The following is a 26,307-nucleotide window of genomic DNA, read 5'->3' on the forward strand; positions in this document are numbered from 1 at the left end:
TGCGCAGGCCATGCGCCGAAGGAGACCCGCTTCATCGCTTGCGACCGCAACGCAGAGGAGGAGTTCTCGCGCAGCAGAACTTGCAGCGAAGGGATCCATCGGTGCGAAATGGCCGGATGAAGGACGACGGACGCGGACGGCAAAGGAAGAAAATCCGTCCGGGTAATGACAAGGTGAAATGGGAGCGATCACCGAACCGTGTCGCGCGCCATGGAAAACTGCCCCCTCAGCGTCACGAGGAACTGCCCCCTCCTCGGATAGCTGAGGAGAGAGTGAATGAAGCGGGAACGAATCACTGAAAGCTCGGCGTGGAATGATCCACGGGGGCAGGTGATGAAGACGCCGGATGACGTGGCGGAGATGATGCGCCTGAGGGCGTGCGGGTGGGGTGTGAAGCGGATTGCGCGGCAGCTGGGCTGCAGCCATCACACAGTAAAGGACTACGTGGCGGCGGGCGGGGTGAAGCCATTCAAGTCGCCTAAGCGGCCGAAGCGTCTCGACGGCCTTGAGGGTTGGCTGCGCGAGAGGCTCATTCGGCATCGCGGCAATGCCGATGTGGTGCGCCAAGACCTGTTGGCCGAGAAAGGCGTGGCAGTCAGCCGGCGGACGCTGCAACGCGCCGTGCAGCCCTATCGCCAGGCGCTGAAGGCGGAGGCGCTGGCGACGACGCGGTTTGAGACGCCACCGGGTCGGCAGCTGCAGATCGACTTCGGGGAGCGCCTGGTCGAGATCGGAGGGGCGAAAGTCAAGGCATTCGTGTTCGTGGCGACGCTCGGGCACTCGCAACGGCTCCATGTGCGTGCGTTCCGGGCCGAGAGGCAGGAGCATTGGTTCGCCGGGCTCGAGAGCACATTCACGACCTTCAGCGGTGTGCCGGAGGAAGTGCTGATGGACAATCCACGCGCGCTTGTCGTGCGCCACGACGCGGTGAGCCGGTCGGTTCAGTTCAACGACAAGCTTATAGCCTTCGCAAAGCATTGGGGCTTCCGTCCTCGCGCCTGCGCGCCATATCGGGCGCGCACGAAGGGCAAGACGGAGAACGGCGTCGGCTACGTGAGGAAGAATGCGATCGCCGGTCATTCCTTCTCAAGTTGGGAAGCATTCGAGGCGCATCTCGACAGATGGGAGCGTGAGGTTGCGAACGTTCGTATCCACGGCACGACCGGCGAGGCGCCGATCATCCGCTTCGCGCGTGAGGAGATACATCGGTTGAAGCCGCTCGGGGGGCAGCCGTCGTTCGGATCGTTGCGTGAACTGACCCGCGTCGTCGGCAATGATTGCGCCGTCGAAATCGACACGAACAGCTACTCGGTGCCCTGGCGCCTTATTGGCGAGCGCGTGGCGGTAACGATCGCGGCCGGCGAAGTCCGGATCCGCCATGGATTGCACCAGGTAGCAGTGCACAAGCAGTCCGAGGGACGCCGGCTGCGGATCGTCGACGCCGCCCATCTCGATGGTGTCGCTGGGCGCAATGGCGCGGTCCGCCAGGAGATCGCGGCAGTGCTGGATCCGTCTCCACCGCCGTCGTTGTTACGCTCTCTTGCCGAATACGAAGCTGTGGTCGGAAGAGGCTTCTGATGGCGTGGGGAAAGAAGATAATGGAAGAAACGATCGATCCGCTCGATGCCATGCTGGCGCGATTGCAGCTCTCCTGCATCCGCGATCAGCTCGACAGCCTGCTCGACGAGGCGGCGCGCGCGAACCTGTCGGCGCGTGAGACGCTGATCCTGCTGTGCGAGCGCGAGATCGCACGCAAGGATCATCGCCGCATCGAGATGGCGCTGAAGCTCGCACACTTCCCAGCCGTCAAGGAACTGGCGGGCTTCGACTTCGAGGCGCAGCCGTCGATCGATCCCAAACAGATCCGTGACCTTGCCGCGTCACGTTGGATCGCCAACGGAGAGAACGTGCTGTTGCTCGGGCCACCCGGAGTCGGCAAGACGCACTTGTCGATCTCGCTGGGGCGAGAGGCGATCCTGGCCGGGTACACGGTGCAGTTCACCACGGCGACGACGCTGGTCACAGGTCTTGCCAAGGCCCACGGCGAGCGACGCCTGGACGAGAAACTGCTCGCGCTGGCGAAGCCAAAGCTGCTCATCGTCGACGAGCTCGGCTACTTGCCACTTGAACCTGACGCGGCGCATCTGTTCTTCCAACTGGTCAGCCGGCGCTACGAAACCGGCGCCGTGCTGATCACGTCCAACCGCAGCGTTGCCGAATGGGGTACCGTGTTCGCCGATCCCGTGGTCGCCACCGCGATCCTCGACCGGCTCCTGCACCACAGCCATGTGCTGACGATCCGCGGCGACAGCTACCGGCTCCGCGCCAAGCGCAGGAGCGGCCTCATCAAAACGCCGACCGCCGGTGACGACCCTCCAGTCGGCTCCGCCTCCCTCCGGCCCGTCACCGGCGGAAACAACCTTCAACCGAGATCATAATCCCGATGGTGGGGGCAGTTCTACATGACGCAAAGGGGGCAGTTCCGGATGGCGTTTGACAAACCGCGCTTTACGGAGCTTCGGCGGGGGCGTGCGAACTGCCCGGCGTATCGGGTGAAGGAGCGAGCACGGATCACGTTGCAGAATATTCGGAGGCGATTAGGTGCGTGCGGCGAACGCCGCACCGGGCTCTGAGGATCAGCCGTTGAGGTTTCACTTTGCTCCCAACCGGACCTCGGACCGCCTCTTCAGCGGTCGCGCACGGTCGTGAATCCTGCTGACTAATCCCGCCAGTTCGCTATCCTGCGCAGCGGAGCAGGCCGCAAGATAGACCGTTCCGCTCCGGCGGCCGGCGACGCGCAGGAGCCCCTCTACATGTTCGACACTCCGCTCCAGAAAAGGGTCGCAGCTTTTACGATGATCGGTGTGGTCGTCGCGGTGAGCAGTGTGATTGTTGCTTTGCTGGCGTGGCTGATGCCCGACCCATTCGGGCGCTCCAGCCCAGTCCCTCCTCGCGAGCCCCCGCGTATAGGCGACGTAGCAGCTCGTCCTCCCCCGGTTTGGCAGCCGCCGGCCGATCCGCAGTTCGATGCGCCAGAGAGCTTCCGGCCAAGGGCAGTCGCTTGGATGTGCAAAGACAATAGTCCCATTAACTTGTCGCACGCGGTGTGGGGGACGTATCCCCCGGGGATTGCAACCATCGAGTACGTCGACCCCAAAACGGGGCTGCGCGAGAAAGCCTCATGGCCGAGACTAGACAGTGCATATGCGTGGATTGAGACTATGGTGAAGAATGGCACCTTTTGTCGATATCAAGGGAGGTATATGCCCAAGGCAATGTTCGGCAAAGGAGGATAATACGTTCGATGCGGCATCCTTGAGCCGGTCTCATTTTGAGAAGTGAGGTTGACCGAGCCGTGCACGCGAAGCGGCCCGCTGCTCCCCTTCCATCCGCCCGCGCAGGCGAATGGTTTTGTATTGATTCAAATCAACAGCCCCCTTTGGCTCCGGACCGAGCTTCGCGCCATGAAGCCGCCCGAGGAACTACGTCCGCGTAAAGATGATCAGCCAATCAGGCCTTCGCGCCTGGAGGAGATGCGCTTGCTGATCGAAGAGTACGCGGCCGGCCTGCGGGAAATCATCAAAAAGCTGCTCCGTAAGCTGAATTGAGTTCGCCTGAGCTGGCAGCCTCTTCCTTTTTGGGATGGCGCTTTCGCCCAAGACCGGCGACCTGCGGATAAACTCTCAGTGCCTTCTTAAACTACCCAATCCCGGGCACAAGTTGACAAAACTGACCGCACCTACGGCTGCGATACCGATCAGTAGGACGACTGCAACGTAGCCGAAACGGAATTCACTCGGCTGTTCGATGGCATCACTTTCCGTTTGTCGTTACCAACCAATTTTACTATTGCCTTATACGCCTGCGTTTCCGCGGTGATGTTCTGATCTATCCAGAAGTAAGCGTAGCCCGTGAGGGCACCTAGAGCTCCGGCCATCGCGGCGCGCGATCCCATGCCGGGTTTGAACTCGCCCTTCGAAGACAGGACGATAACCCCGCCCATGACCGACACGAGGATCGTCACCACCAGGCAAAGATTTCCCATTGCTTCTTGCGGCGATAGTTCATCTCAGAATACGCGAGATCAAGGGCCCACTTCAGATCCGGCTCCAACTGGCCATTGGACATGTTTCAGATCCCTGCAGCATCTGCCTGGTTCAAGCCTATCCAGGCTATCCAACCGCAACCACAGGTCGAAGACAAAGGGCCTGGCCGCGTCCGCCAAGGGATCAGGCGGGCGCGTGCGGCGAACGCCGCACCGCGCTCTATTCGCTGCGCTCACCGAACCCGCGGAAAAAGCAGTTTCGGCCCATGCGGGTGACGATCCCTCGCGCAGGATTTTGACGGCAGCCTGCGGCTGACATCCTCTTTCTCATAAGGGGTCAGGGCGGGCGCTGCCCTCCCTCCCTTGGCGCGCCTTCTACCGGACCGGCAGGGCCGCGTCCGGCGCATCCTTCTACGCAAGAGCTGCGAAGGACGCCCCGTCCGCACCCCGGCCAGCCGCGAACGCACACCGACCCAAACCCTCCCGCTCTCGGCGATGGCCAACCGGGTGCAGGCGCACCCGTATTTTTTATTGAGGAGGGAAGTGATGAGGAGTGACGTTTATCAGCGCGTGACGGACAGCATCGTTGCGGAACTGGAGCGCGGCGTCAGGCCGTGGCTCAAACCCTGGAACGCGGAGCATGCGGCAGGCAGGATCACAAAGCCGCTTCGCAGCAACCTCATTCCGTACCAGGGCATCAATGTTCTGATGCTGTGGGCGGAGGCGGTGGAAAAGGGATTTGCTGCGCCGATCTGGATGACGTTCAGGCAGGCGCTTGAGCTTGGCGGGCATGTCCGCAAAGGCGAGAAAGGCAGCCTGGTCGTTTATGCGTCCAGCATCACCCGCAGCGAAACGGACGAGGCGACCGGCGAGGAAACGGCGCGCGATATTCCGTTTATGAAGGGCTACACGGTCTTTAACGTCGAGCAGGTCGAAGGCCTGCCGGCGCAATTCCACGCCCCCGCGCAGCCGCGCCTTGAAACTTTGGAGCGCATTGCCCGTGCGGATGCGTTCTTTGCGGCGACTGCAGCCGATATCCGCAGCGGCGGCAATATGGCGTATTACAGCATGGGCACGGATCATGTGCAGATGCCGCCGTTTGAACCCTTCAGGGACGCAGTGCGTCGATCTGCATCTGTCCCGAGCCGTTGCAGCGCACGCAGACCCGGACTACCGTCCTAAGCGATTGCGTTCTGTTTCGGGCGCAGGGCGGCGGCCCAATCAGCAAGCGTCTTTATGTCCGCCATGATCTCATAGGGAGGTGGAACCGCTGCATCCCTGCCGCGTGAGGGATCATGGGCCTCGACAAGATCGCTGCATTTTTTGAAATTGTTTCGGTAGACGTCGACGTCGGCGGCTTCGACTGCGGTTACCCGTTTAAGGCTCTTTGGCGTCGATATAATCCCGATGGCGTAAGATCACTCCGGCGAAGAGAATATCTTCGAGCCCGCGCTCCCAGGAGGCACGCAAGCGATTATAAATTCCGGTATTGCTCTTCGTCATTAGCGTCGTAGAGCGCCCGCGCAGCGCGCCCGTCCTTCTCCAGTTTATCGATACGATCCTTCAGCGAAGCATGTTGCCATGGGAGACCGTCCGTCACTATGCCCGTGCCTGATGGCCCGCGTGAGAGGCTGACGAGCTTGCCCGAGCGCCGTGCCTCGCGGCTTTATCGTGCAAGTCGTTTACGAACACCATGTCGTGAGTAAACACGATAATTTGTCGCTGTTTGCATTCTTTCACTAGCCGTTCGGCCACCTTGTCTCGCCAACGATGATCGAGGGATGTGACCGGGTCATCGAATACTAGAGTCGACTTATGAGATGCCGTGGCAAGCTCTGCCAGGAACGCTGCGAGAGCTACACAGGTTTGTTCGCCCTCGCTGAGAACACTATGGACTTTGGCTTTCGGGTTTGCAAACAGGCGCACTTGATAGTTAGGTGAGCCGTATTGGCCGCCTGACCGGACTATCTCTACGCGCACTTTTTCTGCCGCAAGGCTGACGATTTCGGATTGGAACTGATCGCGCATCTTCGGCGTAATCACGTTGTCCGCGATGTCATTCCCTAGCTTCGTGATGGCGTTTGTCGTCATGTCGTCTGCACACCGTCTTACAATACGGAGTGTGCCAAGCCGTGCGACCTCCTTGCGGACATTGTCCATAAGTGCCGACACGGCGTCTCGGTCAGCGAGCCCATCGCGCTCTTTGATCAATTTGGCTCGGCCTACTTCCTGGGCCGCGTCATCGAGTTGAGACGCATAGTCCTGGGCAGCCGTTTCGATAGCTTGCAATTGCTCTTTCGGGGAGCTGGCGAACGAAGCGAGAGTCAATTGCATTTCCGTCGAGAGCCTCGCGAGGCACTGGCGTCGGCGCAAATCGGCGCTAGCGAGAAAGCGCAATACAGCCCGCGCGACATCTGGCGTTTGAGCGGCGAGACGGCGGCGCATCGACCCAATGACGCGAATGTCGAGTTTCGACTTTTTTAACGAACTTAACGCCGAAGTGAATGCAGCTTCAGCAGCGGTGGCTTGAGCTTCCGCGTCAGCCTTGATGAAAATCTTGAAGGCGGCCTTTGGCTTCGGCTGTCAGCGGTTGATGGCAAAGCACGCAGACTTCGTGTTCGCTATGCGGGAAAGCTTTTCTCGGATAAGCGGTATGCTCCGCATAACGGCGCGCGGCCTCCCAAAGCGCCCGCCATGTGGTGCCGCCGACACCGGAAACGGAAAGTCCTACGAACGCTTTATCTGCTGCTGCAGTCGCCGCCGCTCGTGTCTCACGTGCAATGTCGGCCAGCGACTTAAGTTTAAGCAGTGCTTCATCAGAGTATGTGACGGCGTATCCGCCGAGGGCAAGAATGAGTCTACGTACGTCGTCGGCGACAAGTCTTTGGGCGGCGGCAGCTTCCACTGGATTCTTTTGCAAATCCTCGCGCAGTCTTGCCAGTCGCAAGCCCTCTTGCGCCGTCATTTCGCCCAAGGTTTCGAGCGTAGCCAGGTCCGTATTGTACGCGAGCGTCGACAGAATTTTACCGACATCGGTTGTCGGGTTCCAAGTTGGCGTCGCGAACACCGGGTGGCGCGCTGCGCTAAGCTGGGCTTCCTCGGCGACGAGAAGCTGTTTCAGTTTCTGGCAGACACCGGCGAGATCGTCCGGAATATCCAGACCAAATGGCCGAAAGGCAACTTCGTTCTTTTCCTGCACATGGACCGAGCCACAGTCTCGGTCAAACACGCTGATCGCAGACAGCACGTTATGCGGGCCTGCAGTATCCGACCAAGCAACGGGATAGGCTGCGACGCCGTCCTTGAGAATGCTAAAGCTGGCAGTGGCTTTTCCCGTCGGGGCCGGTTGATACGCATCAGGCATGATTTCGCCTGCTTTTCGCGCACGGCAGGCACGTTTTAGTACGCGTCCGTAACCGGATTTGCCTGCGCCATTAGGACCGTAAACTATCGTTAGGCCGGCTGTTTCAAATGGTAGAGTTTGTCCAGGCGCAAGTTGATTCACGCCGACAATGTCGGACAGGCTGGTGATGGTAACAGACGCGCCGTTTGCGGGACTGGCCGGTAGATGTGCGGCTTCCAATGCTACAGGTTCTGGATCGAAGCCCGTTGCACCATGCTCTTTTTTGCACAGCGCAAGAAGTTCGGCGATAGCCGCATCGTTTGGTGTTCCTACCGCGATGATGCGGCGCAAAGCGTCGCGTTGCCACATTGGCCGATCTACAGACCAGTCGAGAATAGTTTCGAGAACGGTGCGTGGAGCGGCTGTTGTCGTCATCGACGCCCCGTCGTATCGGAAAACTAGTCCTTATGTTGATAGTCGGCCGCTCCGTCTGACATTTCATCCCGCATGCTTGTGGTTTTATGAAACGGTCGTCCAAACAGGCCGACTCATAAGCCGTGGAAGTAGACTACAATCGGATATTAAAGGACGAGTCGTTGTTGTATTTTCATAACTATCGTCCTCAGGTTGTAGACCTGAGGTTTTAGGGAGTGGTTGGGCAGCAATATTTGAGCCTGCGACCTGAAGTTCTCAAGCTTCCGCCCGACTGCGCTATTTCCCGTCATCGGCCGGGATCGATACGGTTGGCGGGGGCGTACTGATCGGATTCCAATGAAAAGAATGTTTTTCACGAAATCGACTTTGAGAAATCGTTTTTCATGAGGTACAATAGAAATTCGACCGGAAGGGGTTTGCGAGAAGGAAAATCGGGGTCGGAGAGCGTTTTTCAGGAGATTTATATTGAGCGTACAATTTTCAGGACCAGTGAGTGTTTTTCATGACCGCAGGTTGCCGGAGACGGCCGCCCCGGCGGGTTACGCTGCCCTGATCGACGCTTACAAGCTGCCCGTTCCTGTCCCCCGGACCCTTTCGGCGATTGGTACCAAGCACCGGATTATCGAGCAGGGTGGCTGGCGCATCTATACACCCCGCCACGCCCCGGAGGACTCTCTTGAGGGACACCTGACTTTTGCTCTCAAGAACGAGGGATTGGACCTTGCCGTTCTGAATCGGCTTTTTCTCGCCGTGAAGGAAGGGGAGATCGCAGAACTCGTAAAGCAGAAGCCGACCGGCCTCTACACCCGCCGCATCTGGTTCCTGTACGAGTGGCTGCTTGGCCGTGAGCTGAAGCTGCCGCCCGCCGACAAGGTCTCATACGTGGATGCGGTCGATACCGATCTTCAGTTCGCAGGGACGGGAGAGAATTCGGCTCGGCATCGTGTTCGCAACAACCTTCCCGGAACGCCGGAATTCTGTCCGCTCGTGTTTAGGTCTCCTGCGCTGAATGAGTTTATTGCGCAGGACTGGAAGGAGCGCGCGCGCGCGGTCGTCAATGCAGTTCCGAAGGACCTGCTTGCGCGGACGGCTGCGTTCCTTCTGTTGAAGGATTCGAAGTCCAGCTACGTGATCGAGGGAGAAAGACCGCCACAGGATCGCATTCAGCGATGGGGTCGCGCCATTGGCGAGGCCGGACGTGCGCCGCTCGACGAGCAGGAATTTCTGCGCTTGCAGAACATCGTCATCGGCGATGAGCGCTTTGTGAAGATGGGTTTCCGCCAGGAAGGCGGCTTTGTTGGTGAACACGACCGGGACACGCAGCGGCCTATCCCAGACCACATTGACGCCCGGCATGAAGACATTGCTTCGCTCATGGCGGGTTTGATTGCGTTCGACCATAGCGCCGAGAACGATCTTGATCCCATCATCGCTGCAGCGGTACTGGCATTCGGGTTCGTCTACATCCATCCGTTCGAGGACGGCAACGGACGCATCCATCGTTACCTGATGCATCACGTTCTAGCGCGTCGAGGTTTTAATCCTGCGGGACTGCATTTCCCCGTCTCTTCGGCAATCCTTGACAGGATCACCGAGTACAAGGGCGTGCTGGAAAGCTACTCCAGCAGATTGCTTCCATGTGTCCAATGGGAAGCTACGCAAAAGGGCAACGTAACGGTCCTCAACGATACGGCCGACTTCTACCGTTTCTTCGATGCGACGCCTCATGCTGAGTTTTTGTATGAATGCGTACGCCAGACGATAGAGCAGGATCTTCCGAACGAAACCAATTTCCTTCGTAACTTCGACACGTTCCGTGCGGGCATCGAGAACATGATCGATATGCCGGAACGAACGCTCAACAACCTGTTCGGCTTTCTGCGACAGAATGATGGGCGGCTGTCGAAGCGGGCCCGAGAGAACGAGTTCGCCGAACTCACTCAAGATGAAGTTACGAAAATCGAGCAATTTTACGCGGACTCATTCGGCCAAAGCAGAACCGCAAGTGACTGACAGCGCATCTCGTTCGGAGACAGGAAAAACCTCTCTTTCCAGCGGCGGCACGCCCCTTGAAGGGTACGGTCCGCAATTGGAGTGGGGATGAAACGCATCAAGATCGACAGCGTAAAACCAGGAGACATTCTCTTTACAGCACGCCCTGGAAAGATCAGTAAGGCCATTCGTTTCACGACCGATGGTGCAGTATCTCATGCGATGATCTGCGTGCAGCACGGTTCCTTTATCGACTCGACTTCGAGCGGGGTGCAGGCACGTAATCTGCAGCGTGAGCTATTTGAAGACGATGAAAAGGCGTTTCACTTCCGTCTGAAGATTCCACCTGATCGCAAGGTGCTTGAGCAGATTGTCGACTATGCTCGATCTGAAATCGGTGCACGCTATTCCAAAATCGAAGCGGCACGATCAGTCGCTGCAATCCGCAGGCCAAGATCAAGAAGACAATTCTGCTCGCGTCTGGTTGCGCGCGTATACAAGATGGCCGGCATAGAGCTTGTTTCGGACGCGGATTACTGCTCACCCGAAGACCTGCGGCTCACCCCGCTGTTGAAAGAGCTGCCGGTAGAGTTCGAGCCGGTATCTGCCGAAGAGCTTGCATGGAGATCCGACCAACCGAATCCGATCCAGGCCATGCATGATGCACAGAACGCTGTACTGGATGCCGCGCGTTCTGTTGATCCGGAGGTAGAGAATTTCAATGATATGTATGGCTTGCTCGTAAAGCGCCCAGAAGCTGATCAGGTGATTGCTGCCGCACTTGAGAGCAGTGGCTATCTAGACATTTGGAAGATAGAGGTCGAGGGGCATCCATGGCGTTACTCCACTGGCCTGATGGATCTACTTTCCGCGTCGCCCGAGGCCGTACGCGACTATTGCATAGATACCGTCAAAGCGGCCTACAGCGGCGGCATACGTTTTGCGATCAATCTCGTGCAGCTTCGGGTGCTTCAGCAACAGCATTCGCGCGAGTCGTTCCGCCTTGTGATTGCATTGTATAAAACGCTGATAAGTAACGATCAGAACCGCAGGGAGGCGGCTTATGATTGGCTGCAAAGGCATCACCCTGATCTGCTGAAACAGCACATGGAGGAGATCGAGCCTCATACTCCATACTGGTGGTCGGTAATCGACCGCGTCGAACCAAGACTTGCGGCGTTATCCCGTCATGCCGTCTCCTCCGAGGATAGTACCGATGTCTGCTCCTCATGCGGGGATCACCCGGCCTACCCATACCGTTTGGTCAACGGGGCGGAGACCATGCCCGGAGTGCCATCCTTGCGTCTCTGCGATGACTGCATCGAGATTCGGCGTGGCATGGGCGACGTATTGATGCCTTTTCTATCGGGGTCTCAAAAGTGATCGGGAATCTAATCCGAGTGGCACACCGTCTTGGTGGACGGAGGATTTGTTCTTGACCCAAGCGGAGCAGCGCGGAGTCAATGTCCTAGATCCGGCACAGCTTGTTCGGATTGAAGCCGTGCATCGCGGCTACCTTTTCCAGCATTTGTACACCGTACAGTGCCTCCTGTCGGCGGTCACGTTGTCGATGAAGAGCGTGGAGGTCGAGGGCGACGAAGACGTCGAGGTGCAGTTTGAAGGGCGGCGCATCTACGTCCAGGTGAAGCACCGGAAAGAATCGCTCGCCTGGAACGACATTGAGGAAGCTCTCGCACGCTTCGGAGAATTGCGCGCCGTTCATAAGAGCGGTCAGCGCCACGGAGAACCGGCATTCCTCATCGTCAGCAACGCAGCTCCCAACGGTCCTCTCGCCGCTAGGCTTGCCGCGGCGGATTGGCCAGACGATGTGCGGATCGATTGGCCGTCGGCCGATCCAGAACAGCGAATTCTGCCGGCCCCACAATCGTCGCTTATCGAAACGGCCGAGGCGGCCTGCAAACTGGCGGGGGACCTCCCGTTCTCAACACTCGCGCCACAAACTCTCGTTTGGAAGCTGGCTGGCCTTGTATCTCTTGCAGCCACCGGGGAAGACGAGAATCTGGACCACACCTTCCAGGCTGGAGAGCTCCCCAACCTTTTTGAGCAGCTCGTAATGCAGTTGCAGGATCTGCCACTGCCGCCGTCTCCCTACCGCGTGCAGGAGCACGAACCCGACCTGTTAACCGGAGAAAGGGTCAGGCTGATCGTCGGCTATTCAGGTGCCGGCAAGACCTCGTGGCTGGCACAGTCTGCGCAACATGCTTCTGGCGCTATGATTTACCTGGACGTCGCGGATACACCCGGTGCCGCCCTCGCCAACGCCGTTGCCCGAGAGGTTGCTGGTCGGCTGTTTCAGACGGGGGGCGGTCTTCGCGAGATTCTTTTGCCTGGCGCGTCTGGGCGAGAGATCCTTCAGCTTCTATCCCGCCGTCTGGCTGAGCGCGGAGAGATTGTCACTGTTGCCCTCGACAATGTTCACCAGTTACCTGCCGATGATTTGGGGGGGGTGATCCAGTCTGGGAGAGATATGCGCTTTGTGCTTTTGGGACGCCCCGAAGGCGAAGTCTCCACGCTGGAGGCGATTCTTGGCGTAACCCGTGAGGCCCTGCTGGGATGGGGACCAGACACAGTAGCGGCGGCAGCCCATGATCAAGGATGCCAGAGTGGTGCTGCCGATTGCCAGCGATTGATCGAACTCACTGGCGGCCTTCCGCTTTTCGTTCTAAATGCCATCTCCGTTGCAGAATCCGACTACGATGGTTCGCTGAAGCAGCTGTGCGCCGATCTTGCACGATCGGCGCATACCAGGGAAATCGCACAAGACCTCATCCTCGGGCGGGTTTTCGACCGGTTGCCAAAGGCAGTAGCTGACGTTGCCGAACTGCTAAGCCTTTGCGATGCACCACTGAGTCGCACGGAGGTACAGTCGTATGTTGCGGCAGCGAACGGGTCTGATCAGGCCGTCTTCGACAGGGCCCTTCGCCACTTGGTCAGTCAGGGGCTGCTGCAGGTTTTTGCCGACGACCGAATCAAGCTTCACGATGCAGCACGCGCAGTAGGCATGGGACGGCTACTCCTCCACGGCACTGAGAGCGTAAAAGCGCGACGGGAAGCACTGCGAGCTGTCGTACAGAAGAGCCTTGTAGAGAACTGGCACCCGACGAAGCTATCGCTCTTCCTCCGGCTGAGTGGGGAGGTCGGTCGCCTCGATGTTCTGGTCGAAATGGCTACCGACGAGCTCTTCCACGAAATGGGTGTATGGCCCGAGGTTGAAGCTTACCTCGAACACGGCGCACAGGATGAGGCTGTTCCCCCTGATCAGCGAATAAAGGCGCTAGATGGACTGGCGTTTGCTGCCCTAAAATCTGGTTCTGAACGCGCCGGTCTGTGGCTCGACCAAATGGACGCTCTGATCATAGCCCACAATCTGGGGGCCGAGGAACAACTGCGCGTCGGCATGAAACGAATGAACTTCCTTGCCGGCGTAGGCGATCGGCGCGGCGCTATGCGTCTGGTGACGGACCTTACGCCGGTCGTGAAAACTCTCCCTCCCGGTCATCAACGTGTATTTTGGTATAACGTCGCATGCGCAGAGCTCGCATTGGGAGACGCGGAAGCTGCAGAGAAGCGCGTTCAGCCTCTAATCCGGGACTATTATGAGCTGATTGGCCTAACGCCAGACAAGGTGATGGGAAACAATGCGCCCCAGTTGGCGCGGATGCTAAAGAAAGGGGCGAACGTCGACGATATCAAGCATCTCGCGGATTCCCTTGACGTACTCGCCAAGGCGCTTGACGCTCAGGATCAGTTTTCTCCGCTCGCTCGTACCCACGCCTTAAAATTTTACGATCTAGCACGTGCCCCAGACTCTCTGTTCCGTGTGGGGCAGGACCTCGTGGATCAGTTCGTACGCAAGCGTGACTTCGATGGTGCGCTGAACATGATGGAGACCATCGTTCTGCCTCAGCTTCGCCAGTGGAAGCTCGCCGATTATCTGATCTCGGTCCGCTCCCAATATGCCGTCGTTCTCGCTTATTGCGAACGATATTCCGATGCTGAAGCCGAGATGGAGCGTCTTGAGCCCTATAGGAGCGGCCTTCCCCCTCTAGCGCAGGGAGAACTTGAGAACCAACGGGAGCTGATCGCAAGTCTTCGGGCGTTCGGACCGCCGCCAAAATGGGTGCCGCCTCCGGGCTTACTTGAAAGACTGGCGGATCACTTTGCAAAGCCAGATCGGATTCGGCAGACACCGGCGCGGGAATCTAAGCGCAAGATCGGACGAAACGAACACTGTTCCTGTGGATCAGGTAAGAAGTTCAAACATTGCCATGGTCGCGCTAACTGACGCCGGCCGTCAGTTGCCGGGGAAGCGTTGACGCGAATGCGCTCCGCCGTGCGCGCCTTAGTGCTAGGAGGAGTAGCGGCTCAGCGCGGACAATATTGTAACTATGAACTCCGACATACTTGACCGTCTGCCGCTCCCCGAAACAGTGAAGCGCGAGGATTTTGTCCTTCCAACCAGACTGTCAGATGAGACCGAGACAGGCGGTTTGTTCGGCTTTCGCTTCGACTAGATTTCAAAGCTACCGGACCATTCGCAAGTCGCCGCGCGACTTCCTGAAGAGGCAGTCTATTCGCCGGTAGGAAGCTGCTTTCGAGGTATAGCGTTAAAGTCAACCGGCTGCAGGCCTGCGGTTTCCTCAAAGGGAAAGAACCCGTTCACAGCCACCGTTATGACTGACCCGTTCTTAACTGGCTCTTGCCCGCTGGGTTTGCCGTCCTCAGCACGGAGCTTGGCCAGAACAGTATATTTCGCATCACGGGGCCGGGCTGCAGATGACACTGTTCCGTTGACGCAATTCTCGACGGCAAGAGCAAAAAGATATTGTTCCGCGCGGTCGACCGTAATCCGACTCTGATCGATCTTTATTCCGAGGTCGAAAGAAAGCTTTGGGACGAAGATGCGCGCCAAGGCTTTCGGTATTACAAATGGACGGTCCGGCAGCAAGTTAACCGGGCGTCGAAAATATCGCGTACATGTCGCTCCTCCATTTATGATGAAGCTCTTCTCAAAGGCTGTTGAGAAGCTCTGTCGCGCTGCGTCAAAAATATATTCCTCAAGCGGCTTGCCAATCGAAACGCCGTCGCGCGCAATTGTGGGCGTTGAGCTTATCGGACCTTCAAGGCCAAACTCCAAATTCATCGTAAGGGGTGTTGCATCGGCAGGGTAGCCGACGGCTGTAACATCGTCGGATCTGACGTTGCCGATGGACATCTGTGTCACGTGGAGAAAGACATCGACGACACGGCCGGGAAGCCCCCATTCCTCGCTGGTCAGGTCGCGAACGACGAACAGGTCTATATTCTCGTGCTGAGCTTGGGTAATTGCACCCGATTGAAATCCTCTGGTTGAGAATATCACGCCGCGAGACGCCCCGAGATCGTGCACGGCAGTTGCAAGCGAATCAACCTGCTGCCGCTCAACTTTGGAGTTCCAGAATTTACATTCAGCAATGACCAAATGCTCATAAAGGCCTTGCTTGTGTCGGAGTAAAACGTCGATTTGACGCGGGGCACCCGAACGTCCCGTCACGACGACGTCTCGTTCAACACGCACTTCTCCGGTCTCATGGAGCGAAGCGACCAACCGCTCGAAGCCGCCCCAATCCACTACTAAGTCTGTCAAGCTCATCCAACAAATCTAACCCATTTCAAGCGAAGCGTCGCGCAACTCCAGTGCGCGCGGCTCTGCCGGTCCGGCGCTGGACGCAAGCGATCCGCCTGGAGCCGCCTCTAGGCCGCAAGTCCGACATGATCCGCCGCGCGAAGCGATGCGATCGGGCATGTCCCATTCTCTTGAAAGCGAGCGGCAATGAAAGCCGCTTAGCAGCCATCGACGGTAAAATTATATCGCACAAACAATGACATAGGAGTGCCCAGTTTCATCCTCCCGGGTGTGCCAGTTAAATCAATTACTTATTGAATTCTTCGATCCGTGCGCCGCCCACTGGGTAAGCACCGGTAAGCAGGAGAATTGCCCTCGTGATACGCCTAAGCTTCTTGCTCGCGGTCCTGACCGCGTCCACCAATCTCACTGAAGCATTCGCATGGGACGGCACCAATGCAGTAACCGGCTCGAGCGTCGAGATTAAGCGAGGCCAACTTGTTCGATCTGAACGAACGATTGAGGTGTATGACAGCGATCATGGCTACAAGGAATATGACGTAGACAGCATCCGGCGATTTGGCCGAACGGTCGAGATCGAGGCTACCGACACCTCAACCGGCGAGAGCACTACGCTTCAGATGGACGGCGACTGAACCAGCAATCTGGGAAGGCGCTTCCGGCACCTCGCCAAGAGGGACGACCGGCCGGGGGCAACATTGGGCGCACGACTTGTTGTGAGGCGTTGCGGATAAGTGCCGATTCAGCTACAGCGTGTCCAGGGGAATGGGGCATCTGAATGGCCAAAGCGGATGGCGGCGATCTGACAACAGCCACGCGCAAGTATGTGGAGGCCGAGCTAAGCCGCCGGCTCCAGCATATCGAGAGAACCCCTCGACTGCGACGTGATTACCTGCATCCACGGTATCGGACCGCCCCTCGATGATCTAAGACTATCGTTGCTGCCCTGAGAGCCCTAGAGAAGCTTGCTGCTTCAGGAATGCCTGGTGAAGGTTATGATCTCGCCTCCCCCTATGGGGGTAGGATCAGCACTCCGCCGCGGCCGTCTTTGACCAAATCCAAGATGACTACTGCGCCTGAACCCAACGTAGGGCAGAATGCAAAAGAGGCCTCGCTCATAGCGGGGCTTTTCTTTGACCTGAACGCGGGTTCTCGCTGCCTCCACCCTCCACCCACAAGTGCGGCCCAGCTTATTTCTGACGCCAATTCCGAGGTGTCGGCTTCTCAGGCATGGTGGAGGGAGCGTGCAACCGCCCTTCTGCGGCATCGGCGAGCCAATTGGCCCAGCGATCTATGAGCGACTCGGGATCTATTTCCTCGATTGGCCAAGCCAACTGAAATTCAGACATTCCGTTCCAGAGCGCCTTTGCAGCCTCAATACCCGGATCGGCCATGAAAGGCCGCATCGTCGTGTTTCTGCCCAGCAAAGGCGAGACCATGAAGGCGGTCTCGGCCCACTCAAATCGACCAGCCTGGAAGGCATCGCAATACCATAGCGAATGACTTCTCCCCTCGAAGTCATATCTGTCTCGAGGAACGCGAAGAATCATTCCGGCTTGAGCTACGACATCGAATGCTGGAGCTTCCCACTCCCAAGGAGAGGACGGCGTCTTTGTAAGAGGCACCAACTCCAGTTGAGCCGTGCCAAGCGAGATAGTGACGCCGTTCCTCTTACCTAACCTTCCCTTCTTAGCGCTCGGTGCAGCTTCTAGAATTGCTTCTGACAGTTGGCCGTACAAGCTGTCGAGCAAGGCGGAAGCGCCCTGGAACAAATCGGCGCGCTGTTCAGTCGCAGAGCGCGCGGCGGACTTTTGCCGCTCACTTTCGCTCTGTTTAGCAACCTCCCCGAGATGGGCCTCGCTGAGCCTCCCTAGACCGCCAGAGCGATGCTGTTGTGATCGGTTCAGACGAGCAAGCAAATTAGCAGCCGAAGGCCGAGCGCCAGGAGCCTTAAAGAGCGCCTCCGTGATTAGCGCCTTAAGGACCGAGGTCCCTACATCGATTGCCGGAGGTTCCATATGCAGGTGCTGCTCTCGATAGTCCCCGATGTGAGGGCCTGGGAAAGGCTTGCGGCCGCAGAGTATTTCGAACGCCATTACGCCTAAAGCATACACGTCAACAGCTCCGGTCGCTCTCTCGGCCCGCCAGCGTTCTGGAGCAGCGTAAGGCGGACTAAGAGAATACTTCCGAGTGTCTGCTGCCGTTGTCGCCTCTGCGTATCGAGAAATGCCAAAGTCCGAGAGACACCACTTGCCATTTAGCCAGAGGACGTTTTCAGGCTTTAGGTCTCTATGGACGACCTTGCCGTCTAACTCCGTTAGGGCGGAAGCGATATCGATCAAAATCGACGTGGCGTCTGTCGTACTGAGAGGCGAGTTCGTGCTCGTCAAATGATCTCGCAGCGATTTGCTTGCGCGAGGCATGACAAGGACCCAGTGCTCGCCCTGTTCACCACTGTCTATTATTGGGACGATTCCCCGAGCCCCCTTCAAGTCGACAAACAAAAGCTCCCTGTTCGCGCCAGACGCCTTCGGGACCAACTTAACCGCAGCTCCCGATCCATCTGGGCTCTCGGCAGCAAAGACCTGGCCAAAGCCGCCGGCTCCTAGTCGCTCGCCAAGCACCCAATCCTTGTTCAGCCTGATTGTTGTCAACGAGCGCCGCTCCTGATCCTTTTAAGCCCGCGACCGCCAAACGGCGATACTCCCGATGCCGCATCCCAATCTTTGCTCAAGTACTGGCGACCGCTCGCGGGAGCGAGGCAGAAGCATCCTCGACGGGCGCCACTATGGGCGCTTCATCAGCAGCTTTGGGGGTAGCCTTCTTCCGAGTAGCGGCCCGTTGGAGGCGCTTGATGTTTTGGAGCGCCGCCTTCGCCTCATCACTATCCACCAGGTCGCGCTTGATGACCTCCTCGCGTAGCAATGACTTGAGATAGTCCACTTCCACTTTTACTCCAGAGCTCATCCGACGTATTTCGCGGCGCAGGACCTCCAGGATAAAGTCGGTCTGCAAGACTGCTGCGACGGTGAACTTGTTGGTGACCTGCTTGTGCAGCAGAAACTCGGCCATCGTGCTCTTTGAAAAGCCTTCGCGGCTCAAGTTTCCAAAGCACTCCAGCGCTTCCGGGCTCTTGGCGCTTTCCCCAATGGCGTCCAGTTCGCAAACAAGGATCTTCTCGATCGGCTGGCCAAAATGAACTTTATAAATTCGCCAGTGGGCGCCGTTCGTGAGCACCACCCACTCGATACCCTCATTCGCAGCGTAATCGATGGCTTGCTTGACATGGGCATCCTTGAGATCGATCCCGATAGCTTTGACTTCGATGATGAACCTGATGTCGTCGTCAATCTTCACAGCAAGATCAACGTAGGTGCCGCGGATCGCATACTGACTAGTGATATGCAGATATTTGTCATAGCCGCAGATATCAGTAAGCATATCGTTGATAACGGTGACCGTGTCGGCTTCGCTGACATCGCGCTTCAGCAACCCCGCTAGTACGCTCTGGTACTTCTTGAGCTGAGTGGTGATCCGCGTAGCGACCTTAGTTGAGATTTTAGCCATGATTCGCCCCCGAAAATTATGGGCGCGAGCATCATGCAACCTTCCGGCGAGCACAACCCCCTATTTAGTTAGATTGGGCCGGGTCCAGTCATCTGAACCCGTCGAAGCTCCTATTTTGTTGCGCCCTTGCTAGTGAAGCCGCGATGGAGCCCATGATCCTGGTAGCTGAGCGCGGTGGTCCCACAATGCTTGCGCGGATTGGCATCATGCGCGCCTTGAACCGTGGGAAGCCGTGACAATCGAGGCACGCCAAATGAAGGACATGCCCCCTGCCATGTTGCTGGCTATTTGCCCGCTGTTAGAAGCCTTCGATTCCAAATGCGAGAAGGTCATCGTTGACATTGTCTCGGCGACTAACGAGGATAGTGGGATTCAATCAAAGCGGGAGGATTTCAATGTCTTCTGCTGACGAGAGCGGACGAAATAACCCGCTGAGAAAACCCCGCGACGCTACGGTCAACCTTTCTGCGCCTTGGGGCTTATGCACAGCTCGGATCATTGGCGACGCTGCTGACGCCGCTGACGAGGAAGTATTTATAGTACAGCGGTCGGCACTGCATGCTCTATACATTAGCGAAACGGAACAAACTAAGCGTCTGAGCCTTAGTCTCGCCGCAGGTCTGTTGGCCTTGGCTTGCATTCTCCCGATTTTCGCACCACCAGGCCGCGAAGTGATTTCCTATTGGCTATCAATCAGTCTGTTTGTCTTCTCCGCAGGGTCAATAGGGTTCACCAACATCCTCTACAGGACGAAAGAAAGCGAGCTGAACCTTTCCGGGCAGTAAGGCCCGCCAGCGTAAGCCGGCGGCCCGTGTCGATCACGTCTATCAGGCGGCGAAGCGCTGCCGTAGCTCGTCTGCTTCTTTGCCGCCCATAAATTCGAGGAGCAGATGACGTGCCATCATTGTATCCCAGTCAGCATCCTTGTCGGCGTCTTGCCAATCCGGACTCATGCAACACGCAACGAGCACTTCAAATTTCGCTCGTCTGCCGTCTGCTGTGCGCGCCCTGATCGGCCACATCTCCTTCACCAGCCCTTCAATTTCGTCATGGTAGGGCTCGGTGAGCTTAACCAGATGCGTGCTCTTTGCTTTCCGCCGTCTGGGTGACCGTGTCCCCACGCATCATCCAAATTCCGCTATCGGGCGGCGACCGCAAGGCCATTCGGGAGGCCGCGAAGGTCCAGATTATGAGACCCCTTTACGGTTCTCGCTGGCGACGAAGTCTGTTGACTTGCGCTTCCGCTTTTCAACACCCACGAACTGCAGTAGCTCGCGGGCTACTCGAGCCACCAGGTATCGATAGTTTGCGAGGTACTTACGGTGACGCTTTGATGGCCGCATGCGCGCTCGCCGTCGATACACAAAATGGGCCGGCCATTTTCCGCCCCGCTCTCCTGCTGAATGGCTGGCTGACGGCCATGTGACCTGCAGCATCCAGTGTCTGCCTGCCTTCCACGCTCTGGTCCGCGAGCAATCTTCCCGCCGAACCTGGCCTTCCATTTGTAGATGCTGGCATCGCTGACACCATGCTTCCGGCAGAGATCGGCGACCGGACCCCCGCTTCGTGCTCCTTCAAAATCCCGATGATCTGTTCTTCCGTAAACCGCTTGCGCTTCATGCTCTGGTCCTCGGCTTGGGCCAGAACGAACTTCAAACTGGATTAAGCTCAAGGGGCAAGGTCACTGGTGGCGTCCCGAATTGGCTTTGGGAAAATACGTCGGTGGTAGCGGATTATCGTTCCCGATAGCAGCTCACCTACTCACCGCAACTGCTTGATACGTCCGCTGATGGGCCTACGCGGCCGTCCGGGCGTTGCCCGGCCATTTCCGAAGTTTGCTGGTAAACCGGACCTGACCGCTCGCGGCCGAAACAGGCACTGTTGACCCAAACCAGACATTGACTGTCACACCTTGAGGCAAAATCTAAATTTCGAGTAAGTCCCCGGCCCGCTATGATTTCGCCGGAGAAAGCTTTGCGGGCTTCGTCCACAAACACCTGATCAGGAACAGCGCCATCTCCTGGAACGAAATGACTTAGCACTAGCGTGTTGACCCCCGCGGCTTGAGCCACTTCGCCCGCCTGTTCGACCGTAAGTGCATGGCTTGAAATACTTTTGAAAAGGTTGTCGGCGGTCTCCTTATCGAACCTGCCTACTTTCACGCCTGCGGCGAGCACCTGACGCGTTCCCGGAAGATATTGCGCCTCGCACACGAATACGTCCGCGCCTTTCGCAAGATCAATGAGAGCGTCGGTCTTTCGGGTATCACCAGAGAAAACGACAGAGCGATCTACAGTGTTAAAGCGATACGATAGCGCCACCGGAAGCGGTGGATGGTCAGCCAAGACACAAACTGACCTTCACATTCTCGTCCTGCATCACAATTCCGGCAAGCTCTATCTCATGCGGAACAACCATTGGCCTAGGATCGGGTTTGCCTTCATCGCGAATTCGAATGTCGATGTCGAAAGCATTCAACTCAAAGAACTTCTTTCATTTCCGCCAATGGTGGCGGGGCATAAGAGTCCACTGGCTTCCTCAAGCTCAAATACCAGGCAAAATAAAACAGGTTTCCGTAGTCTAGGTTGTGGTCCGAATGCTGATGGGTAATGAAAATGCTTTTTAACGCGTTGAGCCTAAGACCAGCTTGCACGATCTGCCGGGCAACGCCGTTGCCACATAACGTAAAGGGAGCCCCCGGCAACAATGGCATTTGAAGGTGCAGCTCGCCCAACCTGCAAGGGCGGACCGCCAGTCGTGCCCAACAACACAAGTTTCGTGCGGGCAGATTGCCCCGCGGCGAGGCTGGGTGCCAGCGCCGGTGCGAGAACTGCTCCTGCGGAAATCTTTAGCGTCTCTCGTCTGTTCAACGTCACAGATCGCCCTCCACCTAAGCGGCAGAATGCTACTGCTGATGGCAGGACGGTCTACTTCGCTGTTCCGGTTCGAGCCTGCTTCCCGCGAGAATGCACCCGACAGTCGTTGTCCTCCGCGTGCCAGGTTCCAGGACACGGCTGCTGCTTTGGCGGTTTTCAAAACCCAGCGTGCGAGGTCAGCCCGGATAGAATGGCGTGTCGCGACCCGGCATCATGTTCGAGATACGATTTGAGCGACGCAAAGAAGTAATGGGCGGAGGCATCGAGCAGCAGGCACAGCGCGCTGTTGATGAGTGCAACCTGAAGCGGGAGAACGTTGATACGCGCTTGGGGCGGCTGGGCGACGGCAGCAAGAACGTGATCCCGTTCGACCACCGAAGTTCGGTGAACTTACCGTTCGGGGATTAAGAAACTCGTCACCGCGCTCAAGATCAACCCGAAGAGTTATAGAGATCCGGGTCGCCATCCGTGACTTGATTGATTATGGCGCATCCGGGTCGTAAGCGGATGCACCCCTTTAGAGACGACCCTAATGCGACTTTTGCCGTGCACCGCATTAGCCTTAGTCGCATCCGGATCAACGGCTCGCTGGCGCCATAGACGTCGGAAGCCTTGGCAAGCGTCAGCCCAGCGCCGCGATGTGCATGGCGGCCTCATCGGAAACAAGAACGGAAAAACAGGCCTGGGGAGTGTCTCGAAGGACTCCGTGCACTGCTGTTCGACCCATCAAGATCGCCATGGCGTCAGGCTGTCCGGTAGCCCAAGCCTGGGGAACTGCTGCCGCTCCTCTCAACGCATCCGCACGCGCACGAGGCTCGCCAGCCTCACACGCAGCGCCCCGGCGCGTCACCACGCGGCACCATTCAAAGGCCCACTGGAGACCCTTTTTTGCTGCCTGAAATCCCCGACTCGTCTCGCGCTTCTCGGCGCCACGGCAGCGTGCGTCCGTTGCAACGCAGGAAAAATGTCGGCTCAATTGAGCGCTTGTGCCAAGATAGTGCGAGATATCCCAGGTAGAGGCGATTCTCCCGGGAGAGCGCGGCAAGCGCGGCCACGGCATTCACTTTTTCCATATTTCGACGATTATTGAATTTGCCGCCGATGCCACCCGGCACGATCATGTGGATGTGGGGATGGTGGGTCATCGCCGAACCTGACGTATGCTGCACTGCAGTGACGCGGATACGTGTGCCGAGACGTCCGGGATTTGCGGCAATGATCGTCATCGCCTCGGAAGCCGCGTGGAACAGCAGGCCATAAGTACCGATCACGGCAACACTAGCGCGGTAACCGCGCCGCAGGCAAGCGGACGACGATCTGGCTGTCCCTGATGTCGACGACTTCCTTGCGCTTCCTCCCGTCATCGCACCGCAATTCGAACGTCACTCCCGATGCAGACGGAGCAAAGGGTTCAGGCGTAAGGCTGATCCATCCCTCCCCCAAATTCAGAATGATCGGTCCATCCGCCCGGAATCGGGCGTCAAGCAGCACCAGGTCCAATCGGAGAGACTGGAGCCGCACGTTGAGCCGTCGCCGCACGCCATCACGTGGCCAGATACGCAGGGTGTGAGCGAACGTCTCCACGATGCCACCGTGACAAACCTGCCCAAAGATGGGATCGTCGGCAACGATCGTCGCAGCAGCGCGGACGGCCCCACAAAATCCCAGGTCGATCTCGCACGAGTAATACCACGTTCCACGGTGATGGGGCTGACCGAGCCACGTGGTCCCGCTCGGCGCCGGCTCGAAGCCGCCACCAGCCGCGCCGTCATTCTCCTCGCCCGGATACCAATAACCATGACCGGCCGACGCAGGGCCGCTGTTGAGCAAGGCCCACGCGCTGAGTTGTGACGCATAGCCCAGACGAAGGAGCGGATGCGGGTCGTCTGCATCGTTCAGCGCATAATCAAGCAGCGCCCAGCCGCCCATCTGCGCCATGTAGGTCAGCGTATAGGCGTCGCCCGCAGTGCAGCGATAATCGCTGCCCAGGTAGTAATAAGCAGGTTCCAGCCAGCCACGGCAGAACAGGTTTGCAGCGATCTGACGCTCCGCGAAGGCAAGGGCTGCCGCTTTCGAAATCCCCATGGTGACAGGGTCGTCAAGGGCCGAGCGCGCCAGTGCCTGCGTTGATTCGAAGCCTGTGGAATCGAACGGATATTCCGACCCGAACAGGTCCGCCTTCGGATTGACGAAGGCTCGCACCTTACGCGCCCAGTGCGCCTCCAGCGTCGCCGCCTCGCGCATCAAGCCCGCCGTCGTGAGCGCCGAAAGAAGTTCGGGGATCACACATTCGTTGTAGAAGCCGGTGCGGTAGGCAGACCACATCACCACGCGCATCGGCACCGTGAACATGGCTAGCGCGGTACCGTAGGCGCGTACCAAATAATCTCGTGCGCTCTGGCGGGTGGGGATCGCGGGATGGTCACGCGCGATGCGGTGCATGGCCAAATACATCGCGAAGATGTGCGGATAGTCATAAGGCCGCCAGATGTGCAGGCGGCCCTTTGGGCCGGGATCGCTGCTTTCCCGGTTCTGCTTCCAATCGGGTATGCCGTAGAGGCCGTAGGCGTATGCCTCCTGTGTGGTACGTTGCAGCCCGCCCCAGACGAACGCATCGATATACCGGTCCAGCGCCGCCACTTCCGCCGCATCAGGATGCTCGGCATTCTTGGTCGCAAGGTAAGCGGGCTTGCTCAGCCCGGGATCGTCGCACGTCACCTCGTAGATGCGCCCGCCCTTGATCCGGTCGTAATTGTCCGGGCCAAGCAGAACCTGCGTCTCCATGTTCCACTCGCCGAACAAACCGTCGTACCATTTGGACGAGTCACGATGCTGCCGCTTCACGATGAAGGCTGCGCGCTTCTTCATCATCGTCTCGACAGGTTCGGTAGCGAAGAATTCAAGAAAGGTCTGGCGCGCACCCGGCTGGTGCAGGGTCAGTCGGTTCTCGCCCAATCGCGAAAACCGGACCCGCCATAGTCGCCTGCCGGCCCGATCCGGCAATCGTTGCGCCACCGTGTCGCGGGTAAATTCCGCTTCGATTCGCTCCACCGGAATGGAGGACGCGAGCGCGATGTCGACATGCAGGTCGTTGGGAACCGTCATGCCCGGCATTACCTCCACATCCACCAGACCGGCGTCCGCGATAGCCCTGCGCGCCGCCTCATAATCAGCAACCCACTGGAAGCGGAGACGGTAACGCCGTTCCTCGGCCGGCGACAGAGACAGGGAATGGGTCGGCTGTCGCCAGCGAGTCCCGCCCGCCACTGCCTCGCCGGCGGCCGCCCCGCCCAAGATGTAGGCGCACCACGTCCCTCTGGCTTCGGCCGAATCCTTGTGGACATTCCAATATTCCAGTGACGTGTCCGCTTCCGGTAAGAGCATGAGGAAGGGACCGGTGCTGTTGCCGCGAATCCAGAAGATGTGCGATCCATGCCCCGAGACGAAGCTGTGCTTCAAAACAGCCACCGACACCGGTTGCCCTGCCGGAAATTCGGTGTTCATCGGCATGGGCAAATAGAGGTCGCCAACCTCCACGCTCGCCATGCCGTCGTTCCGCAGCATGATCTCCCAGGTCAATCCGGCCTCGTCGACTGCGAGCCGGGTCGTGAGAAGGACGCCGGCATCGCGGGCTGCTAGTTCAAGAGCCGCGCTATGCATCGGCTTCGTTGCATCAACGCCAGTTCGAAGCGTATGCCACTCGGATCCGGCACGCCGAACTCTAGCGTGAGCCGTCCCCAGCACGGCTCCAGGCAGGACATAATCCGTGTCATACGTATCGTTACGATAACGCAACGAGGTAATGCCATCTTGTGTGCACCCAACGACGAAGGATGAGTCGGCCGCCTTCAACACCATGGTAACCTTGCGCTGCGGCCGATTGGGTGTAGGCAGCGTAACGCCCCCGAACAACGTGCTACCCAAGAAGCTACTGCCCAACAGCATCGTACGACGCGTATACATCCAGGCTTTAGACATGCCTTTGCTCTTCGTCATCAACCGTATCCGGTATTGCCACATGCGGATGATCAAGGCGTGCCGTTTCCCGCCGTAAACGTCAACACGACAAAAGCGACATACGTTCTCAAAGTACCGAGTGTTCGGTCGGCAGCGCTTCGTCACCATCGGTCCTCACGGCGCCCCCTGGACACCAGAGCTTGCACGCAAGGAAGCCAAGCGGCTTTTGGGCCTGGTTGCCAATGGCAAAGACTCGGTCGACGAGAAAGCCAAGGCGCGCCTACAGGCGGCCGACCCACTCCGGCAATCGCGGATCAATATCTCCGGAGCTCCAAAAAACGGCTGAAGCCCCGACCAATTCGGAAATAGAACGCTACTTGTTGGCCAGTCGGAGACCCTGCATCCGTGTCAGTTTTCCAGATCACTCGCCGCCATCTCTCGGCTC

20 protein-coding genes and 4 pseudogenes are annotated in these 26,307 nt (G+C 58.2%); 11 read left to right on the top strand and 13 right to left on the bottom strand.

What is annotated here, in order from left to right:
• The first annotated feature begins 333 nt into the window (after positions 1–333).
• The 3 genes from istA to GWG67_RS12770 all read left to right on the top strand — a co-directional run bounded on the left by istA (position 334) and on the right by GWG67_RS12770 (position 3,608).
• Positions 334–1,578, top strand: coding sequence for an IS21 family transposase (istA, locus tag GWG67_RS12760; protein ID WP_275169706.1), 1,245 nt, complete (start codon positions 334–336; stop codon positions 1,576–1,578).
• A gap of 20 nt (positions 1,579–1,598) precedes the next feature.
• Entirely contained in the window at positions 1,599–2,438 is an 840-nt protein-coding gene (gene istB / locus GWG67_RS12765) for an IS21-like element helper ATPase IstB (protein ID WP_275169662.1), read from the top strand.
• A gap of 906 nt (positions 2,439–3,344) precedes the next feature.
• Positions 3,345–3,608, top strand: coding sequence for a hypothetical protein (locus GWG67_RS12770; protein WP_275169663.1), 264 nt, complete (start codon positions 3,345–3,347; stop codon positions 3,606–3,608).
• A 149-nt stretch (positions 3,609–3,757) separates the two neighbouring features.
• On the opposite strand, the gene GWG67_RS12775 is transcribed toward GWG67_RS12770, so the two are convergent.
• Complete coding sequence (locus GWG67_RS12775) at positions 3,758–4,027, bottom strand: hypothetical protein (RefSeq protein ID WP_275169664.1); 270 nt, start codon at positions 4,025–4,027, stop codon at positions 3,758–3,760.
• A gap of 564 nt (positions 4,028–4,591) precedes the next feature.
• On the opposite strand from GWG67_RS12775, the pseudogene GWG67_RS12780 reads away from it, so the two are divergent.
• Positions 4,592–5,164 (top strand): annotated as a pseudogene (locus GWG67_RS12780) (ArdC family protein); the annotation flags it as partial.
• Between the two features lie 480 nt (positions 5,165–5,644).
• On the opposite strand, the gene GWG67_RS12785 reads toward GWG67_RS12780, so the two are convergent.
• Both GWG67_RS12785 and GWG67_RS12790 read right to left on the bottom strand, forming a co-directional pair.
• Complete coding sequence (locus tag GWG67_RS12785) at positions 5,645–6,379, bottom strand: AAA family ATPase (protein WP_275169665.1); 735 nt, start codon at positions 6,377–6,379, stop codon at positions 5,645–5,647.
• A gap of 205 nt (positions 6,380–6,584) precedes the next feature.
• The gene (locus GWG67_RS12790) at positions 6,585–7,823 is read right to left on the bottom strand and encodes a hypothetical protein (RefSeq protein WP_275169666.1); all 1,239 of its coding nucleotides are present in this window, start codon (positions 7,821–7,823) and stop codon (positions 6,585–6,587) included.
• Positions 7,824–8,288: 465 nt separating this feature from the next.
• Here GWG67_RS12790 and GWG67_RS12795 point away from each other — a divergent pair, with 465 nt between their 5' ends.
• The 3 genes from GWG67_RS12795 (at position 8,289) to GWG67_RS12805 (ending at position 14,121) form a co-directional block, all read left to right on the top strand.
• Entirely contained in the window at positions 8,289–9,836 is a 1,548-nt protein-coding gene (locus tag GWG67_RS12795; RefSeq protein WP_275169667.1) for a Fic family protein, read from the top strand.
• 87 nt (positions 9,837–9,923) lie between these two features.
• Positions 9,924–11,198 (top strand): YiiX/YebB-like N1pC/P60 family cysteine hydrolase, encoded by a 1,275-nt coding sequence (locus GWG67_RS12800; RefSeq protein WP_275169668.1) that lies wholly within the window; start codon positions 9,924–9,926, stop codon positions 11,196–11,198.
• A gap of 46 nt (positions 11,199–11,244) precedes the next feature.
• Positions 11,245–14,121, top strand: coding sequence for a YecA family protein (locus GWG67_RS12805; protein ID WP_275169669.1), 2,877 nt, complete (start codon positions 11,245–11,247; stop codon positions 14,119–14,121).
• A 285-nt stretch (positions 14,122–14,406) separates the two neighbouring features.
• Here GWG67_RS12805 and GWG67_RS12810 read toward each other — a convergent pair whose 3' ends face one another.
• The gene (locus tag GWG67_RS12810) at positions 14,407–15,468 is read right to left on the bottom strand and encodes a restriction endonuclease (RefSeq protein ID WP_275169670.1); all 1,062 of its coding nucleotides are present in this window, start codon (positions 15,466–15,468) and stop codon (positions 14,407–14,409) included.
• A gap of 350 nt (positions 15,469–15,818) precedes the next feature.
• Here GWG67_RS12810 and GWG67_RS12815 point away from each other — a divergent pair, with 350 nt between their 5' ends.
• Positions 15,819–16,097, top strand: a complete 279-nt coding sequence (locus tag GWG67_RS12815; RefSeq protein WP_275169671.1) for a DUF5334 family protein — start codon at positions 15,819–15,821, stop codon at positions 16,095–16,097.
• 555 nt (positions 16,098–16,652) lie between these two features.
• Here GWG67_RS12815 and GWG67_RS12820 read toward each other — a convergent pair.
• From GWG67_RS12820 to GWG67_RS12825, 3 genes and pseudogenes are all read right to left on the bottom strand, one after another.
• Positions 16,653–17,213 (bottom strand): hypothetical protein, encoded by a 561-nt coding sequence (locus GWG67_RS12820; RefSeq protein ID WP_275169672.1) that lies wholly within the window; start codon positions 17,211–17,213, stop codon positions 16,653–16,655.
• 165 nt (positions 17,214–17,378) lie between these two features.
• Positions 17,379–18,086, bottom strand: a pseudogene (locus GWG67_RS39090) (serine/threonine-protein kinase); the annotation flags it as partial.
• Positions 18,087–18,192: 106 nt separating this feature from the next.
• Complete coding sequence (locus GWG67_RS12825) at positions 18,193–19,029, bottom strand: type I restriction enzyme HsdR N-terminal domain-containing protein (RefSeq protein ID WP_275169673.1); 837 nt, start codon at positions 19,027–19,029, stop codon at positions 18,193–18,195.
• A 395-nt stretch (positions 19,030–19,424) separates the two neighbouring features.
• On the opposite strand from GWG67_RS12825, the gene GWG67_RS12830 reads away from it, so the two are divergent.
• Positions 19,425–19,814 (top strand): hypothetical protein, encoded by a 390-nt coding sequence (locus GWG67_RS12830; RefSeq protein ID WP_275169675.1) that lies wholly within the window; start codon positions 19,425–19,427, stop codon positions 19,812–19,814.
• A gap of 42 nt (positions 19,815–19,856) precedes the next feature.
• Here the strand turns inward: GWG67_RS12830 and GWG67_RS12835 are convergent, their stop codons facing one another.
• The 4 genes and pseudogenes from GWG67_RS12835 to GWG67_RS12850 all read right to left on the bottom strand — a co-directional run bounded on the left by GWG67_RS12835 (position 19,857) and on the right by GWG67_RS12850 (position 21,507).
• On the bottom strand, positions 19,857–20,150 hold the full coding sequence (locus GWG67_RS12835; RefSeq protein WP_275169676.1) for a hypothetical protein: 294 nt from the start codon (positions 20,148–20,150) through the stop codon (positions 19,857–19,859).
• A 359-nt stretch (positions 20,151–20,509) separates the two neighbouring features.
• Positions 20,510–20,649, bottom strand: a pseudogene (locus GWG67_RS12840) (transposase); the annotation flags it as partial.
• Between the two features lie 137 nt (positions 20,650–20,786).
• The gene (locus tag GWG67_RS12845) at positions 20,787–21,374 is read right to left on the bottom strand and encodes an MBL fold metallo-hydrolase (RefSeq protein WP_275169677.1); all 588 of its coding nucleotides are present in this window, start codon (positions 21,372–21,374) and stop codon (positions 20,787–20,789) included.
• Complete coding sequence (locus tag GWG67_RS12850) at positions 21,367–21,507, bottom strand: hypothetical protein (protein WP_275169678.1); 141 nt, start codon at positions 21,505–21,507, stop codon at positions 21,367–21,369. The genes GWG67_RS12845 and GWG67_RS12850 overlap by 8 nt, the downstream gene beginning before the upstream one ends.
• A 593-nt stretch (positions 21,508–22,100) precedes the next feature.
• On the opposite strand from GWG67_RS12850, the gene GWG67_RS12855 reads away from it, so the two are divergent.
• A complete protein-coding gene (locus GWG67_RS12855) occupies positions 22,101–22,313 on the top strand; it encodes a hypothetical protein (RefSeq protein ID WP_275169679.1) in 213 nt (70 codons plus the stop codon).
• Positions 22,314–22,768: 455 nt separating this feature from the next.
• Here the strand turns inward: GWG67_RS12855 and GWG67_RS38940 are convergent.
• Both GWG67_RS38940 and GWG67_RS12865 read right to left on the bottom strand, forming a co-directional pair.
• Positions 22,769–23,164, bottom strand: a pseudogene (locus GWG67_RS38940) (transposase); the annotation flags it as partial.
• 19 nt (positions 23,165–23,183) lie between these two features.
• Positions 23,184–25,937 carry a DUF5695 domain-containing protein gene (locus tag GWG67_RS12865; RefSeq protein WP_275169680.1) on the bottom strand — a complete coding sequence of 918 codons (2,754 nt, stop codon included), beginning with the start codon at positions 25,935–25,937 and terminating at the stop codon, positions 23,184–23,186.
• Between the two features lie 64 nt (positions 25,938–26,001).
• Between GWG67_RS12865 and GWG67_RS12870 the strand changes: the two genes are divergently transcribed.
• A complete protein-coding gene (locus tag GWG67_RS12870) occupies positions 26,002–26,208 on the top strand; it encodes an integrase arm-type DNA-binding domain-containing protein (RefSeq protein ID WP_275169681.1) in 207 nt (68 codons plus the stop codon).
• The last annotated feature ends 99 nt before the right edge of the window (positions 26,209–26,307 follow it).

Source organism: Bradyrhizobium sp. CSS354 (genome assembly GCF_029051725.1).
GTDB lineage: Bacteria > Pseudomonadota > Alphaproteobacteria > Rhizobiales > Xanthobacteraceae > Bradyrhizobium.

Coding starts and splice junctions, on each gene's coding strand:
- istA (WP_275169706.1), top strand. CDS start 334: ATGAAGACGCCGGATGACGTGGCGGAGATGATGCGCCTGAGGGCGTGC.
- istB (WP_275169662.1), top strand. CDS start 1,599: ATGGAAGAAACGATCGATCCGCTCGATGCCATGCTGGCGCGATTGCAG.
- GWG67_RS12785 (WP_275169665.1), bottom strand. CDS start 6,379: ATGCAATTGACTCTCGCTTCGTTCGCCAGCTCCCCGAAAGAGCAATTG.
- GWG67_RS12790 (WP_275169666.1), bottom strand. CDS start 7,823: ATGACGACAACAGCCGCTCCACGCACCGTTCTCGAAACTATTCTCGAC.
- GWG67_RS12800 (WP_275169668.1), top strand. CDS start 9,924: ATGAAACGCATCAAGATCGACAGCGTAAAACCAGGAGACATTCTCTTT.
- GWG67_RS12810 (WP_275169670.1), bottom strand. CDS start 15,468: ATGAGCTTGACAGACTTAGTAGTGGATTGGGGCGGCTTCGAGCGGTTG.
- GWG67_RS12825 (WP_275169673.1), bottom strand. CDS start 19,029: ATGGCTAAAATCTCAACTAAGGTCGCTACGCGGATCACCACTCAGCTC.
- GWG67_RS12830 (WP_275169675.1), top strand. CDS start 19,425: ATGTCTTCTGCTGACGAGAGCGGACGAAATAACCCGCTGAGAAAACCC.